General features: G+C 73.6%; 9 protein-coding genes. 2 read left to right on the top strand and 7 right to left on the bottom strand.

The window, feature by feature from the left end; genetic code table 11:
• Positions 1-11: 11 nt before the first annotated feature.
• From ACGF5O_RS22650 to eccD, 5 genes are all read right to left on the bottom strand, one after another.
• Complete coding sequence (locus tag ACGF5O_RS22650) at positions 12-461, bottom strand: type VII secretion system-associated protein (protein WP_393811671.1); 450 nt, start codon at positions 459-461, stop codon at positions 12-14.
• Positions 462-583: 122 nt separating this feature from the next.
• Positions 584-907 (bottom strand): WXG100 family type VII secretion target, encoded by a 324-nt coding sequence (locus ACGF5O_RS22645; RefSeq protein WP_393811670.1) that lies wholly within the window; start codon positions 905-907, stop codon positions 584-586.
• Positions 908-961: 54 nt separating this feature from the next.
• Complete coding sequence (locus ACGF5O_RS22640) at positions 962-1300, bottom strand: hypothetical protein (RefSeq protein WP_362598933.1); 339 nt, start codon at positions 1298-1300, stop codon at positions 962-964.
• Positions 1301-1522: 222 nt separating this feature from the next.
• Positions 1523-3118: a type VII secretion protein EccB gene (gene eccB / locus ACGF5O_RS22635; protein WP_393811669.1), complete on the bottom strand. Its 1596-nt coding sequence runs from the start codon at positions 3116-3118 to the stop codon at positions 1523-1525.
• Positions 3119-3173: 55 nt separating this feature from the next.
• Positions 3174-4574 (bottom strand): type VII secretion integral membrane protein EccD, encoded by a 1401-nt coding sequence (eccD, locus tag ACGF5O_RS22630; RefSeq protein ID WP_393811668.1) that lies wholly within the window; start codon positions 4572-4574, stop codon positions 3174-3176.
• Between the two features lie 345 nt (positions 4575-4919).
• Here eccD and eccCa point away from each other — a divergent pair, with 345 nt between their 5' ends.
• Complete coding sequence (eccCa, locus tag ACGF5O_RS22625) at positions 4920-8849, top strand: type VII secretion protein EccCa (protein ID WP_393811928.1); 3930 nt, start codon at positions 4920-4922, stop codon at positions 8847-8849.
• 394 nt (positions 8850-9243) lie between these two features.
• Here the strand turns inward: eccCa and ACGF5O_RS22620 are convergent, their stop codons facing one another.
• Together ACGF5O_RS22620 and ACGF5O_RS22615 are read right to left on the bottom strand one after the other, a co-directional pair.
• On the bottom strand, positions 9244-10527 hold the full coding sequence (locus ACGF5O_RS22620) for a S8 family serine peptidase (protein WP_393811927.1): 1284 nt from the start codon (positions 10525-10527) through the stop codon (positions 9244-9246).
• 38 nt (positions 10528-10565) lie between these two features.
• Entirely contained in the window at positions 10566-13922 is a 3357-nt protein-coding gene (locus ACGF5O_RS22615; RefSeq protein WP_393811667.1) for a right-handed parallel beta-helix repeat-containing protein, read from the bottom strand.
• Positions 13923-14224: 302 nt separating this feature from the next.
• Here ACGF5O_RS22615 and ACGF5O_RS22610 point away from each other — a divergent pair, with 302 nt between their 5' ends.
• The gene (locus tag ACGF5O_RS22610) at positions 14225-15418 is read left to right on the top strand and encodes a hypothetical protein (protein ID WP_393811666.1); all 1194 of its coding nucleotides are present in this window, start codon (positions 14225-14227) and stop codon (positions 15416-15418) included.
• The last annotated feature ends 8 nt before the right edge of the window (positions 15419-15426 follow it).

Raw genomic sequence — 15426 nt, 5'->3', positions numbered from 1 at the left:
GCGTACCGGCCTCAGGAGTCGTTGGAGTCGGTGCCGCTCATGTCGCCGTCGACGGTGTCGAAGATGTCCAGCAGCTTCTCGCCGTCGATCGAGGTGAGACTGTCGCCCTGCGTCTTGAGCAGGGTGGTGATCGTCTCGTCCAGCGCGTCGTCGATGTCGTCGAAGAGGGTCTTCTGCCCCTTGAGGATCTTGTCGAGGGCGCCCGCCTGCGTCTTGAGCGCCTCCACGAGCGTGGACCCGCCGACCGGGTCCTTGCTGTCACCGCCGTTCATCAGGCCGATCCGCAGGATCTTGGCGGCGCCCGAGGCGGAGTCGTCGCCGGTCTCCGCGAGAAGGTTCTTCAGGGACCTGATCCCCGCCTTGTCCTTGCGGATCTCCAGCAGGTCGCTGATGAAGTCGGCGACGTCGTTGTTCTTGAAGTTCTTCAGCGCCGTCGAGTCCAGATGGGTCAGGTCTGCCATGAGTGCCTCCGCTGGCGGGACGCGCCGGTCCGGGGGGCGGCGCGGCGACGGTACGGGAAGATGCCTGTACCGCACCGGCCACGGGGAGGACCGGCCGGTGCGGTGCGGTGGGACCGGTCGGCTCAGCGGCCGATGGTGACCTCGGACCACATCTGGCTGAGCGAGTTCTCGCTGTACTTGTAGCTGTCCGAGATGTCGCTGAGGAGCTGCGAGTGCGAGGTGAGCAGGTTCTCCATGTTGGTCACCGCGCCGTCCCAGGCCGCCTGCTTCTGGCGGTAGACGTCGGCGTCGTTGCCGTACCAGGTCTTGGAGAGTTCGCTGAGCTCCTGCTCAAGGTTGGACAGGGTCTGCGCGATCGCCTTGGTCTGCATCACCATGTCGTCGGCGGCGTTCGACATGTGGTTGTAGCTGACGTAGATGTAACCGTCCGTCAGGTTGTCTGCCACGGCTTGCCTCTTTCACGCGATGTGGGGGTCGGACGTGTCGATGCGGGGGGTCGCTCAGCCTGCCAGCTGGTCGAAGGCCGACTGCGCCGCGTTGTAGGCCTGGTTGATGGAGTCGTTCGAGGAACCCTGGGTCTTGTTGTGTTCCACGAGGCTCTGGTTCAGCCGGTCGATGACGTCTTCCAGGTTCTTGAGGATGACGTTGCACTGGCCGTCCCACTGCGAGAGCAGCTCGCCGTACTGGCCGCCGTCGCTGCCCTGGTAGCCGCTGCCCAGGGTGGAACGCGTGCTGTCGACGTCCTGACGGATCTTCACGATGCCGCTGAAGGCGCTCTCCAGGGCCTGGATTCCGTTCCGTGTCGAACCTTCGCTTGACTGCTGGCCGTCTCCCGCCATCGTCCCACCTCTCGTAAGTCGATCTACAGTACGCGTGCAAGTGAGCCTAGGTTGACGGAAGTTGTACTGACAACGACCTGAGGAAGATCTGAGGTTGGTGTCCGTTTCCGATCAAAGGCTTTAACTGTCAGGCAACTTGACTGGAACACGGCCCTCCGGTGCGGAGCAGTTCGAGGTCCCGCACGAATTGGCCTGAATTCGGCCCGGCTAGGCGTGAACTCGTCAAGATTTCGAGCCCGCACCCGAACCGGACGCCGAGGCCGGCCCCTGGATCCGTGCGCTGCCCGCAGGTGCGCTCCCCGCGGGCGCGCCACCCGCCGGAGCACCCCCGGCAAGGGCGGCACCGCCGGTTCCCGTCGCGGTTCCGCCGCCGCACTGCGCCGTCGCGCCCGGCACCCGGGCCGCCCCGGAGACCGGCTCCGCCGCGGCCGCCCGCGTGTTCAGCTCCGGGCCGGTCGGCAGCATCGACAGCAGCGTGGACGGCACCCGCACCGGGGTCGCTCCGTCGTAGCCGAGGGCGGAGAGCGCGTTCGCGTCCGGAATGCGGTACTTCACCCCGTCGTCGTCCACCAGGAACGTGGTGTCGCCGACCGTCGCACCGGCGGCGCCCAGCGCCCGTACCAGCGTGCCGTGCCCCGGCCGCATCACCACCCGGTCCACCCGCACGCACGCCGCGGTCAGCGCCGTCGTGTCCGCCTGGGCCGCCGGGGACAGCGCGGACTCCGGCACCCGCACCGACGTCACCCGCACCTGCCCGTCGTCCGGGTCGACCTGGGCGCACACCGACTCCCCCGAAGCCGGCCGGACCGCGCGCGGCGGACTGTCCGGCAGCCCCGGCACCGACGGGTCCCCCGCCGTCCCGGGCGCCTGATGCGCCCGCAGGTCGGAGACGTCGATGGTGACGACCGTGGGCGCCGTCCCGTCGTACGCCTCCTTGCGGGTGTCCGGGTCGCCGAGCAGCAGCGCCGACCGGGTGGCCGTCAGCGGGTGCAGGCCGTCCTTCTGCAGCACGTACTCCTGGTTCCCGGAGCCCGCCACCACCCGGAACACCTGCCCGACCCGGGTCGCCCGGCCGCCCAGCGCGGGCCCCGCCGCCCCGCGGCCCTCGACCGCCGGGGCGGCCAGCTTCGGGCCGGTCACCAGGGCGTCCAGGAAGGCCGCCGACACCGGGCGGGGCGTCACCGGCCCGTAGCCGAGGGACTCCGCCGCGCCCGACTTCGCGTCCAGTTCCAGGCGGCTGCCCTGCCACACCAGGTAGAGCCGCTTGTCCGGGCCGCGCACCACCAGCCCCGCCTCCGTGCCCAGCGGATCCGTCGCCACCGGAGCACCCGGCACGAGCGTCGTCCGCGCACCGGAGCCCGTCGAGCACACCTGCCACGGCGACGACTCCAGGTCACCGGAGCCCGGCAGGGTGTCCGGGGCGCCGGTGATGCCGACCGGCCTGCCGACCGGGGTACCCGCGAGCGACGCCGTGCCGACCGACGTGGTCTTCAGGTCCGAACCGCCGATCAGGACGGCGGACGCGTAGTTGCGCACCGGGCGCAGCCGGCCGCCGCTGTACAGATAGCGGGCGCCCGTCTCCTTGTTGACGATCAGGGTGTCGCCGCTCTTCCAGGCGTCGTTGCCGCCCGGCCTGACCAGCCCGTACACCAGCGCTCCGCCGCAGACCAGCGCGCCGACGACCACACCGACCAGCGCACCCCTGGTGGTACGCCCCAGCGGGCTCTCCGGTGCGTCCGGGTCGGCCAGCAGCATGCCCGAGGTCAGGCGGCCCATCATGAACGTGTGCGCCTGCACCTGATCGCGCTTCGACCGCACGCTTTCCTCCCGGCTGGGTCGTCGTACTTCTTGTCGGTGGGGTTCTGACGGCGGGTCAGCCGAAGAGGCCGCGGAGGGTGCCGAACACGCCCAGCAGCCACAGCGTCAGCGGCAGCAGGGCGATCGCCAGCAGCGAGTGCAGCAGCTCCGCGGCCCGTCCCCAGTAGGGCACCATGCGCCGTCCCGGTACCGTCCACACCGCCACCGTCAGCGCTCCCGCCACCGCGAGCAGCCCCGCCACCAGGAGCGCCCGGTCGCTGCCGGACAGCTCGAGTCCCCAGCCGAACGCCAGCAGCAGCAGACCCCACGCGCCCGGCAGCACCAGTACCAGCCGCTGGGCCGTGTTCACCAGGCCCCGGCCGTGCAGAAGCAGCAGCAGCGACAGGACCAGCGCGCTCAGCAGCGCCGGCAGGTTGGGCCGGTGGGCCAGCGCCAGCAGGCAGGCCGACGCCAGCACGCCCGTCGCGCCGTACAGCGCCGTCATCCACTCGCCGGCCAGCTCGGTGCGGGCGGCGACATCGTTGCCCCGGTACGGCTCGATGCCCTCCTGCAACTGCTCGGCGTTGGTGGGCAACGCCGGCATCCGCATCCCCGCGAACCGGAACGACAGCGCGGGCACCAGACCGCCCACCAGCACCGTCAGCGCCGCGACCACACCCGCCGCGCCCGCCGGGCGCACGTCGAACACCGTCATCAGCACGCCGCCCAGGGCCGCCGCCAGCGCCACCAGCGCCGACGCCAGGAACAGCGGGGTGCGCGCCGCGGCGGCGGCCAGGGCCAGCACCGCGGCACCGGCCCAGGCCGCCGCCGCGCCCAGCAGCCGTGCCCCCAGCACCTGGTGGGCCTGCGGCCCGGTCAGCTCGCCGCCCGGCAGCAGCCAGCCCACGAGCGCCAGCGCCGGTGACGCCAGCAGGCCCAGGACGGTGCCGGTGGCCGGGTCGTCCACCGCCCGGCTCGCCGAGGCCGCCCCGGCCAGCAGCAGCAGGCCGGTGCCGCAGGCGGTGGCCACCCGCAGCGACACCGGGGCGCCCGGCAGGGCCAGTAGGACCAGGCCGGCCAGCACCGCCACCGCCACCAGGCCGCGCAGCAGCCGCCGCGCCGCCTCCGGGCTCCAGCCGTGCAGCCGGTCCCGGGTGACCGCGGCGATCCCGTCCACCAGATCGTCGAGCCGCACCTCGGGCAACGCCTCGGTACGCGGCCGCAGATGGAGCGCCTCGCCGTCGGTCAGCCCGAGCGAGGCCAGCGTCGCCTCCTCGTCCAGCGGCCGTCCGCCCAGGCGCTGGAGTATCCAGCCGTCGTGTTCGAGACCGTGCTCCTCGATGTCCTCACCGGCGTACCGCAGCACCGTGGGCAGCAGATCGGCGACCGGCACGTCGGACGGCACGGCGAGGTCGACCGTGCGGCGCGGGGCACGGACGGTCAGATGGCACAGGCCGGTCACGGAAGTGTCGGTCATACCGGGGCTCACGTCTCCTGGACATCGGAAGCGGGGGCACGCGGCGCGGCGTGCCGGGTGGGGGGAGCGTCGCGGAACGGTGGGGGACGGCTGGGGGGAGCGTGGGAAAGCAGGGGGTGACATGGACGTATGGAGTTGACGGGGTGCACACTACTGACACTCCCCGCGACCGTTGTCAACGGGAGCCCCCACGAACGGTGTTGACAGCGTGATCCGCGTGCGAGTGCCGAGGTCCCTCCCGGCACGCACCCCCCACGTACCGCCGCGGTGCGCGAAGTCCGTTAGGAGTGCCAAGCGTTGAGCGTGGTCCTGTTCCGTCGTCCGGCCCGTCGTCGCGGACCCGACATGCCGGCCGGCGAGTTGGTCCTCCAGGAGCCGCCGACCCTCATGGAGACCGTCCCGGACACGTCCGCGGTGTGGACGTATCTGCCGATGGCGATGATGTCGGTCTCGATGATGATGCTGTTCCTGCGGACCGGCGGGCAGTCCAGCGGTGTCTTCATGTACATCGCGCTCGGCATGATGGTGATGGCCGCGGGCGCCATGATGGTCGGGCAGGTCATGCGCAAGGCGGGCGACCGCAAACAGCGGCTGCGCGGCGAACGCCGGGACTACCTGCGCTACCTCGCGCAGAGCCGGCGCACCGTGCAGCGCGCCGTGGTCGAGCAGCAGCTCGCCCTCGCCTGGCGCCACCCCGAACCCCGGGTGCTGCGTTCCGTCGTCCGCACCACCCGGCTGTGGGAACGCCGGGTCAAGGACGACGACTTCGGCGAGGTCCGGATCGCCGTCGGCGACCAGCAGCTCGCCATGCGGCTCACCCCCGTCTCCACCAAGCCGGTCGAGGACCTCGAACCGCTGTGCGCGCACGCCCTGCGCCGCTTCATCCGCGCCTACAGCACCGTCCCCGGCCAGCCCATCGCCCTCTACCTGCGCTCCTGGTCACGGGTGCTGCTGCGCGGCGACCGGGACGCCGCCCGCGGGATGCTGCGTGCCGCCCTGTGCCAACTCGCCCTGTTCCACCCGCCGGAGGAGCTGTGGATCGTCGTCTGCGCCGCCGACGAGGTACGCGGCGAATGGGAGTGGGTGAAGTGGCTGCCCCACAACCAGCACCCGCAGGAGACCGACGGCGCGGGCCCGCTGCGCATGGTGGCCGCCGCCTTCGCCGATCTGGAGGACCAGCTCGGCAGTGAGTTCGCCGAGCGGCCCGCCTTCGACCCGGAGGCCGTGCCCGGACGCGACGAGCCGCTGGTGGTCGTGGTGGTGGACGGCGCGGGCATCCCGGCCGGTCACCGCTTCGACGGGCCCGGCTACCGCAACGCCGTCGTCCTCGACCTCTCCGACAGCCTCACCTGGCGGCCCGGCCGCACCACCCTCCGTCTCGACGTCGCCGCCGACGCCGTCGCGCTGGTCCGCACCGACCGCAGCCGCAAGGAGCAGACCACCGTCCTGGGCCGCCCCGACCGGGTCGGCCCGGTCGCCGCCGAGTCGCTGGCCCGGCTGATCGCCCCGTACCGGATGAGCCTCACCTCCGACGCGGTCGAACCGCTCTCCGCCGACATGGAGCTGACCACCCTGCTCGGCATCGCCGACCTGCACCGCCTCGACCCCGACACGCTGTGGCGGCGGCACGGCGGCTCCGGCCGGCTGCGCGTCCCGGTCGCGGTCGGCGCGGACGGCAGGCCCGTGGAGCTGGACATCAAGGAGTCCGCGCAGGGCGGCATGGGCCCGCACGGCATGCTGATCGGCGCCACCGGCTCCGGAAAGTCCGAGCTGCTGCGCACCCTCGTCCTCGGCCTCGCGCTCACCAACTCCTCCGAGACCCTCAACTTCGTCCTCGTCGACTTCAAGGGCGGCGCCACCTTCCTCGGTCTCGACGAACTCCCGCACACCTCCGCCGTCATCACCAACCTCGCCGACGAAGCCGCCCTGGTGGAGCGCATGCAGGACGCCCTGCACGGCGAACTCATCCGCCGCCAGGAGCTGTTGCGGGCGGCCGGCAACTACACCTCGGCCCTGGAGTACGAGAAGGCCCGGGCCGGCGGCGCCGACCTCGCCCCGCTGCCCAGCCTGTTCGTCGTCGTCGACGAGTTCAGCGAACTCCTCGCCTCGCACCGCGAGTTCATGGAGCTGTTCGTGATGATCGGCCGCCTCGGCCGGTCCCTCGGCGTGCACCTGCTGCTCGCCTCGCAGCGCCTCGACGAGGGCCGGATGCACCAGCTGGAGTCGCACCTGTCCTACCGGATCGGCCTGCGCACCTTCTCCGCGATGGAGTCCCGGGGCGTCCTCGGCGTCCCCGACGCCTACGAACTGCCCTCCCAGCCCGGCAGCGGCTACCTCAAGAGCGGCGTCGAGGCCCTCACCCGGTTCCGCGCGGCCTACGTCTCCGGTCCCTACCGCAGGCGCGGCGGCGCCGTCGCCCAGGCCCGGGTCGCCACCCAGGTGGTGCCCTGGTCGACCGGGTACATCGTGCCCCGCGCCCCCGCACCGGCCGTGATCGTGCCGGAACCGGAGGAGGAGGCGAGCGCCGACAGCCTGCTGTCCGTGGCCCTGGACCGGCTGCGCGACTCCGGGCCGCCCGCCCACCCGGTGTGGCTGCCGCCGCTGGACGCCCCCACCTCGCTGGACACCCTGCTCGGCGGGCTCACCGCCGACCCGGAGCGCGGCCTGGTCGCCTCCCGCTGGACCGGCGCCGGGCGGCTGCGGGTCCCCGTCGGGCTCGTCGACAAGCCCTTCGACCAGCGGCGCGACCCGCTGGTGGTGGACCTCGCCGGGGCCGGCGGCCATGTCGCCGTCGCGGGCGGCTCGCAGAGCGGCAAGTCGACCGTGCTGCGCAGCCTCATCATGGCCCTCGCCCTCACCCACACCCCGCGCGAAGTGCAGTTCTACTGCCTCGACTTCGGCGGCGGCACGCTCTCCCAGCTCACCGGGCTGCCGCATGTCGGCGGGGTCGCGGCCCGTCTCGACACCGAGCGGATCAGCCGTACCGTCGCCGAGGTCACCGCGGTCCTCACCCACCGCGAGCAGTTCTTCCTGGACCAGGGCATCGACTCGATGGCCACCTACCGGCGCCGCCGGGCCGCCGGGGAGTTCCCCGACGAACCGCACGGCGACGTCTTCCTGGTGATCGACGGCTGGTCGGCGGTCCGGCAGAACTTCGACCAGTTCATCCCGACGTTCAACCAGATCGCCACCAGCGGTCTCAACTACGGCATCCACCTGATCGTCGCCACCGCCCGCTGGCTGGAGCTCACCGCCCCGGTCCGCGACCAGTCCGCGACCAGGCTCGAACTGCGGCTCGGCGACACCATGGACTCCGTGGTGGACATCCGGAAGGCCGGCTCCGTGCCCCAGGTCCCCGGGCGTGGTCTCACCGTCGACGCCAAGCTGCACTTCCTGTCCGCGCTGCCCCGCGGCGACGGGTCGTCGGACCCGGAGACGCTCAGCGAGGGCGTCGCGGAGCTGGTCGACCGGATCGCCTCCGCCTGGCACGGGCCGCACGCCCCGCAGGTGCGGATGCTGCCGCACCGGCTGCCGGCCGCCGAACTCCCCGCACCGGAGCTCGCCGACGGCCTGCGGCTGGCGCTCGGCCAGGACGAGGAGACCCTCGGCACCGTCTGGCACGACTTCTCCCGCACCCCGCACCTGGTGGCCGTCGCCGACGCCGAGAGCGGCAAGACCAACCTGCTGCGGCTGGTCGCGGACGCGGTCGTCGCCCGCTATGCCCCGAACGAGGCCCGCATCCTCGTGGTGGACTACCGCCGCGGCCTGGTCGACGCCGTGCCCGAGGAGTACCGGCTCGGCCACGCCGTGGCCCTGGACACCCTCAAGCAGCTGGTCGGCGGCTCGGCGAAGGCGCTGCGCACCCGGCTGCCCGGCCCCGAGATCACCCCGGCCCGGATGCGGCTCGCCGACTGGTGGTCGGGGCCCCGCCTGTTCGTCCTGGTCGACGACTACGACATGGTCGGCGGCGGCACGGTCATGGACCACCCCTTCGCCCCACTCTTCGAACACCTCGCCCTCGGCCACGAACTCGGCCTGCACATCGTCGTCGCCCGCTCCGCCACCGGCGCCGGACGCGGCCTCAACGACCAGCTCCTGCGCCGCCTCGACGAGGTCAACACCCCCGGCGTCCTCATGTCCTGCCCACCCTCCGAGGGCTACGTCTTCGGCAACGTCAAACCCCGCGTCCTCCCCCCGGGCCGCGCCCTCCACATCGTCCGCCGCAAGCCGGTCCTCATCCAGACGGCCCTGGCAGCAGGCACGGAGGACAACTGACCACCCCGCAACGGCACGACCACGGGCAACGCCACACGACCGCCCGAGGCCGTGCCGTCGGTCGCGGCCGAGAACGCCGAGTGCGCGCACCGATCAGGGGACCGGCGGTCGGCGGTCGGCGGTCGGAGGTCGGCCTGAGGTAATCCGGGCAGGAGGCGGACGGTGCCTGGCAGGCGCTGGGCGGTGCCCGATCGAGCAGGAACCGGACGGTGCCCGAATACGACCGTCGGCAACCGACCCAGGCACAGCTCCCGGTGTCCGATCGGACGCTGCCAGCCGGGCCATCGGCAGCCGACCCAGGGGCGCGGGGAACTGCGCGACCAGCCCCCACCGGCCCGCAGGTGCCCACCGACCGGCTCGGCGCCTGCGAAAGCCTCGGCGCCCCCGAAGGCCGTCAGGCTTCCGGGCCCCCGCCCGCGCCCGCCGGGCCCGCCGCGGCCGCGCTCCGCCGGGCGGACGGGCGCCAGCCCAGCCGGCGGCCGCGGGGGATGACCAGGCCCGCCCAGACCACCGCGACGATCACGGCGAGGCCGGCCGACGCGGGCCACAGGGCGCGGCGGAGTGGTCCGGCCGCCTGGTCGGCCGGCATGCGCACGGGAGCACCGGGGGCGGCGGCGTCCCGGTCAGGGGCAGCTGCGGTGGCGGTGAGGACCGAGGTGACCGCCGCGTACGGATCGAGGCGCGGCACGTCGGCCGGGTACGCGGACGACCGCAGCAGGCTCGCCGTCTGCGCGGCCGTCAGCTCCGGGTGGACGGAGCGCACCAGCGCCGCCGCCCCCGCCACGAACCCGGCGGCCAGCGACGCCCCGGAGCCGATGTAGTGGCCGTCCTTCGCCGGGCCGATGCCGACCACGCCGTCGCCCGGCGCGGCGAGTTGCGCGCTGTCGGTGGTGTACGCGCCGGCCGGCCGCGCGCCGTCGACGTCCACGTCGAGGACGGAGAGCACACCGTCGTCCGCGGCCGGGTAGTAGTCGCGGGCGGGCGGACTCTGCGACGTGGCCGTCGCCGGCTCGTCCGGCACGGCGGCGGCGACCACCAGGACGTCCTTCTTCTGGGCCAGCGCCACGGCCGCCCGCAGCCCCGCGGTGTCGCTGCCCAGCGCCGCCGACACCGCGACCACCTGCGCACCGCCCTCGACGGCGGCCCGGATACCGGCCGCGACCCGCTCGGCGGTGACCGCCCCCCGGGCGTCGCTGCCGCGCACGGCGAGGATGCGGGCCTGCTGCGCCACACCCGCGAACCGCACACCGTCCCGTACGGCGGCGGCCACCAGACCGGCCACGAAGGTGCCGTGTCCCACACAGTCGGTCCCGGCGTCACCGACCGCTGTCACGCGCCCCTTCAGCGCGGGCGCGGTGGCGGAGACCCCGGTGTCGACCACGCCGACGGTCACCCCGGTGCCCGATGCGACCTGCCAGGTCCGGTCGAGCTGGAGGGAGACCTGCTCCCAGGGCACGTCGGCGGCCCGCTGGTCCGAGCCCGCCGTGCACGGCTTTCCGGCGTCCACCCGTGCGGGCAGCACCGGCAGCCGGACCGTGCTCCCGGCCGCCGTCGCGGCCCCGGCGCCGGCCGCGCTCAGAACGGCCGTCAGCACCAGAGCGGCGGCGAGCGGACGCACATGACGGACGGTGCCCCGCCGGACCACACCGGCGGCCGTGGCTGTCGGCGCCGCCTCCATCTCGCGTGCCGCGTCCTGACCGGTCCCGTGTGTCGTCGTCATGCCCGGGCCGCCCCGGTGGAGGTGGAGGAGGCGGCGGAGGCCGGGCCCGCGGGGTCGGTGAGGTCCTCCGGGAGCAGCAGACGCAGGTCGTCGAGGCTGGGGGCGGCCAGTCGGCTGAGCCGGCCCGCCTGGCGGGTCATCATCCGCTCCAGCACCTGGCGGGCGGTGCGCGCGTTGCCGAACGACCGGTCGCGGGGCAGCGTGTCGAAGTGCTGCCGCAGCACCGGTCCGAGCCCGGCGGCGCACTCGTACCCCAGCTGCACCGCGTGCTGGCGGACGATGGTGACCAGCTCGTCGGAGGAGTAGTCGGCGAACTCCACCCGGCGCGAGAACCTGGAGGACAGGCCGGGGTTGGAGGCCAGGAACGTCTCCATCTCCTGGGTGTAGCCGGCGACGATGACGACCACCTGGTCGCGGTGGTCCTCCATCAGCTTCAGCAGGGTGTCCACGGCCTCCCGGCCGAAGTCCGCGCCGGACGCCTCGCGCGGGGTGAGGGTGTACGCCTCGTCGACGAACAGCACGCCGCCCAGGGCCCGTTCGAAGACCTCCCGGGTCAGCTGGGCGGTATGGCCGACGTAGCGGCCGACCAGGTCGGCGCGGGACACCTCGACCAGCTGGCCGCGCGGCAGCACGCCGAGCGAGACGAGGAGTTCGCCGTAGAGGCGGGCCACGGTGGTCTTGCCGGTGCCGGGCGGGCCGGTGAAGACCAGGTGGTGGCTGAGCCGGGGCACCGGAAGTCCGGCGGCCTCGCGCTGCCGGGCCGTCGAGACCAGGTTGACCAGGTCGGTGACGTCCCGCTTCACCGCGGAGAGCCCGACCAGCGCGTCCAGCCTGCTCAGCGCGTCGTCGCCGGCGTCGGCGGCGTTCGGCCCCTCGGCCGCCTGCCGGGCCGCCTCCTCGCTGATGTCCTGGGGCAGCAGCAGGGAGAGGTCCTGCTCGGTCACGTCGGCCAGCGCGGCCAGCCGCACCGCCTGCCGGTCCACCATCTCCTCGAACACCTGCCGCGCCGCACGGCCGTTGCCGAACCCGGCGTCCTTCGGCATCCGTTCGAAGTGCACCGCGAGCGCCCGGCGGGTCTCCTCGTCGAGCACGTACTGGTGGCGTACGCACATGCTCTCCATGATCTCCACCAGCTCGGGCACCGAGTAGTTCTCGAACTCGACGGTCCGTGAGAAACGGGACGCGAGACCCGGGTTGGAGCCGAGGAAGCTGCGCATCTCGTCGGAGTAGCCCGCCACCACGACCACCACGTCGTCGCGGTGGTCCTCCATCAGCTTGAGCAGGGTGTCCACCGCTTCCCGGCCGAAGTCGGCGCCGGAGCCGCGGGAGTCGGAGGTGAGGGTGTACGCCTCGTCGACGAACAGGACACCGCCCAGGGCCCGTTCGAAGGCCTCCGTGGTCTTGATGGCGGTGCCGCCGATGACCTGGGCGACCAGGTCGGCGCGGGAGACCTCGACCAGGTGCCCGGAGCGCAGGGCCCCGAGCTCGGCGAGGATCGTGCCGTAGAGGCGGGCCACGGTGGTCTTGCCGGTGCCGGGCGGGCCGGCGAAGACCAGGTGCCGGCTCATCGGCGGGGCGGACATGCCGAGTTGGGCGCGGCGCCGGGCCAGCTGGGTGAGGTTGACCAGGGTGCGGACCTGTTCCTTGACGTTGTCGAGGCCGATCAGTCCCTCCAGCGCGGCCATCGGCCCGTCCGGCCGTCCGGGCCCCTCCGAGGCGGGCACGGTCCCCGCCGGATCGGTGCCCTCGGCCTCGCCGAAGCCCCAGGCGTCCCGGGACTCGTTGCCGGTGCTGGTGAGGTTCTCCACCGCCAGCCGGCCGCCCGCCTTGGCCTGCACCAGGCCGCCGCCCCGGTTGTCCCGGACCGTGCAGCCCACCACGGACACCGGTGCCTCGGACTCGACCCGGATGCCGTCGCGTTCGCTGCCGGCCGCCTCGCAGCCGTTCAGGGAGGCCCGGCCGCCGTCGCGGACCAGGAAGCCGTGCTCGGCGGCGGCTGCGACCCGCACCCGGTTCGCGGTCAGCTCGCCACCGGTGTCGACGAGTACGCCGCAGGCGCCGGCCGAGACCAGCTCGCCGTCGCGGATCGCCGCGGTGCCCTCGCCACCGATCTCCAGGCCCGCGCCGCCCGGGTTGTTCACCCGGAATCCGGCGAGGTAGACGTTGCCGCCGGTCGCGACACCCGCGCCCGCGCCGCCCGGCGCCTCCACCGTGCAGTCCTCCACCCGGCCGCGACCGCCGTCGCGCACCGACACGCCGACCCCGCCGGCGCCGGTGATCCGGGCGCGGCGCACCAGCGGGTTGGCGCCTGACTGGATCACCACACCGGCGCCCTTGACGTCGACGATCTCCACCCGCTCCAGCTCGGCCGCCGCGTCCTCCTCCAGGAGCACGCCGTCGGCCTCGCCGTCCCGGACGGTCAGCGAGGTGAGGGTGGGCGAGGAGGCCCCGGCCACCCGCAGCGCCGGCAGCTGGGCGCCGGTCAGCCAGCAGTCCTCGTAGGTACCGCGCGAACGGTCCGTCACCAGCAGGCCGTTGCCCGCGGTGCGGGCGGTGCGGCAGCGGCGCAGCACCGGGTCGGCGCCGTGCGAGACGATGATGCCGGGTCCGCTGCTGCCGGTGACCCGCACCTCCTCCAGCTCGCAGCGGGCCGCGCTGGTCACGTGCACGCCGATCGAGGTGTCGCGGATGACGGTGCGCAGCACCCGTACCGCGCTGCGCTCCTCCAGGGCCAGCGACGGCTTGTCGGTGGAGGCCAGGTCGCAGTCCTCGACGGAGCCCTGGGCGTCGCCGTTGGCGAGGACGCCGTTGCCGCGCGCGTCCCGCACCGTGCAGCCGCGCAGCGTCGCCCGGCCGCGTTCGCCGATCACCACGCCGCTGGTGCCGAAGTGTTCGAGGGTGCACGACTCCAGTGAGCTCTCCGTCGGCGAGGTCACCACGACACCCGCGCCGGTACGGTTGGATATCCGGCACTCCCGCATGGCCAGCGAGCCGGAGCTGCGCGCCAGCACGGTCGCCCACGAGGCGCCGGACAGGTCACAGCCCTGCATCGCGGCCTGTCCGTGCGAGGCGTCCACGGCCGGCAGTTCCTCGTCGTGCCCCTGTACCACCAGGTCGGTCAGCATCACCGCGTCCGCCCGCAGCGAGATGACGGTGCCCTTGCGGGGGGCCAACCGGACGGTACCGCGCGACTGTTCGGCGACGATGGTGACCCGGGTGGTGACGACGAGGTTCTCCTCGTACGTCCCCGGGCGCACACTCAGCACCGCCCCGCCGCGCGCCCTGGCCAGGGCCTCGCCGATCGTCCGGGCGTCCCCGGTGCCCTCCGGACAGACCGTCAGTACCTGGCGCACTCAGCTGACCTCCTCGTGTCGGCACCCGTCGGGCGGCCACCCCATCATGCCGTCTCCGTACGCGCGTTCCCACTCCGGTCCGGCGTGCGGAACGGCCACGGAGGGGCCGGTGGCAGCCGGTACGGCGCGGGAAGCCGTACCGCGAATTATGGGCCGTTGCACAACACCCTTACCAGCACGGCGAGTTACCCGTCATGATTGTTAACACTGAGAAACTGAACCGCCGTTGGCATCCGTGCGTGAATAGGATTACTCACTCTGGCGTACGACGGACCACCGAGCGGACGAGGCGGACAGGGCTGATGACAGACGGGACCGGACCGGCCGCGAGAACGAAGGCGGAGCAGACCTCGGCGGCGGAGCCCGCGGCGGCCGGCGCCACGGCCGGGGAGGCGACGGCGGCGGGCCCGGCGGAAACGGCACCCGTGACCACGGGGGCGGCGGGGGCGGGCCCGGGGGCGCCGGATCCCGCGCCGGGAAGCACGGTCGGCCGGGAGCCCGGAACCCGGTCGGGGTCCCCGAGGACGCGGGGGGTCGTCTCGGCGGAGTCCGTGGCGCAGGAGGAGTCGGACCCCGTGGCGGCCCCGACGGCGGGGACCGTGGCGGAAGCGCCCGCCCTCGCGGGGCCCGGCGGCGGGGAACCCCCGTCCGCCGGACCGGCGCGCGCGGAGGGCGCCGAGGCCGAGGCCCCGGCCCAGGTGCTCGCCGCGAGCGTCCCCGAGGCGGACGGGTCCGCCCCCGGCGGCGGTACGGCGGCCGTGTCCGTGGGCCGTCCGGGCCGCCCGCTGCTGGCCGGGGCTGCGGTGCTCGGCGCGCTGCTGATCACGGTACCGGTGCTGCTGACGAGCCGGGACCGGGCACCGGAGGGCCACGACCGGGTCGTCGCCGACCAGGCGGGCACCGTCCTCGGCGGCGACGCGACACAGGACCCCGGAGCCGGGTACGCCTCCTCCGCTCCCTCCACTCCCGCCCCGTCCACCCCCTCCGTCAAGCCGAAGCCGGCCACGCACCGCCCCTCCCCCGCGAAGACGGTCGTGGCGCATCCGGCGGCGAAGCCGACGACGGCCGCGCCGAAGAAGCCCGCCGCACCGGCGAAGACGCAGACGAAGAAGCCCGCCACGACGAGCAAGTCCGGGACGAAGTCGACCGCGGAGTCCACCCTTCCCTCGGACGTCCTCGTCACGGCCACCCGGGTGCTCAGGGCCGGTCAGTCCATCGAGGCGAAGAAGGCCCGGCTGCGTATGCAGACCGACGGCAACCTCGTCGTGTACGACGAGCACAACAAGGCCCGTTGGGCCACCATGACCTTCGGTTCCAACTACCAGGCGGTCTTCCAGGCGGACGGAAACCTCGTCGTCTACACCTCCGACAGCCGTCCTGTCTGGGCCAGCCAGACCCCCGGCCACAACGGCGCGATCCTCAGGGTCCAGGGCGACGGCAACGTGGTGATCTACGCCGGATCGACCCCGGTCTGGGCCACCAACACCCAGCACTGACCGGCGTC

Source organism: Streptomyces sp. NPDC048291 (assembly GCF_043201715.1).
Classification (GTDB): domain Bacteria; phylum Actinomycetota; class Actinomycetes; order Streptomycetales; family Streptomycetaceae; genus Streptomyces.
The sequence above is the reverse complement of the archived record's forward strand: the minus strand, read 5'-3'. Positions and strand labels throughout refer to the sequence as shown.

Coding starts and splice junctions, on each gene's coding strand:
- ACGF5O_RS22650 (WP_393811671.1), bottom strand. CDS start 461: ATGGCAGACCTGACCCATCTGGACTCGACGGCGCTGAAGAACTTCAAG.
- ACGF5O_RS22640 (WP_362598933.1), bottom strand. CDS start 1,300: ATGGCGGGAGACGGCCAGCAGTCAAGCGAAGGTTCGACACGGAACGGA.
- eccD (WP_393811668.1), bottom strand. CDS start 4,574: ATGACCGACACTTCCGTGACCGGCCTGTGCCATCTGACCGTCCGTGCC.
- eccCa (WP_393811928.1), top strand. CDS start 4,920: ATGCCGGCCGGCGAGTTGGTCCTCCAGGAGCCGCCGACCCTCATGGAG.
- ACGF5O_RS22620 (WP_393811927.1), bottom strand. CDS start 10,527: ATGGAGGCGGCGCCGACAGCCACGGCCGCCGGTGTGGTCCGGCGGGGC.
- ACGF5O_RS22610 (WP_393811666.1), top strand. CDS start 14,225: ATGACAGACGGGACCGGACCGGCCGCGAGAACGAAGGCGGAGCAGACC.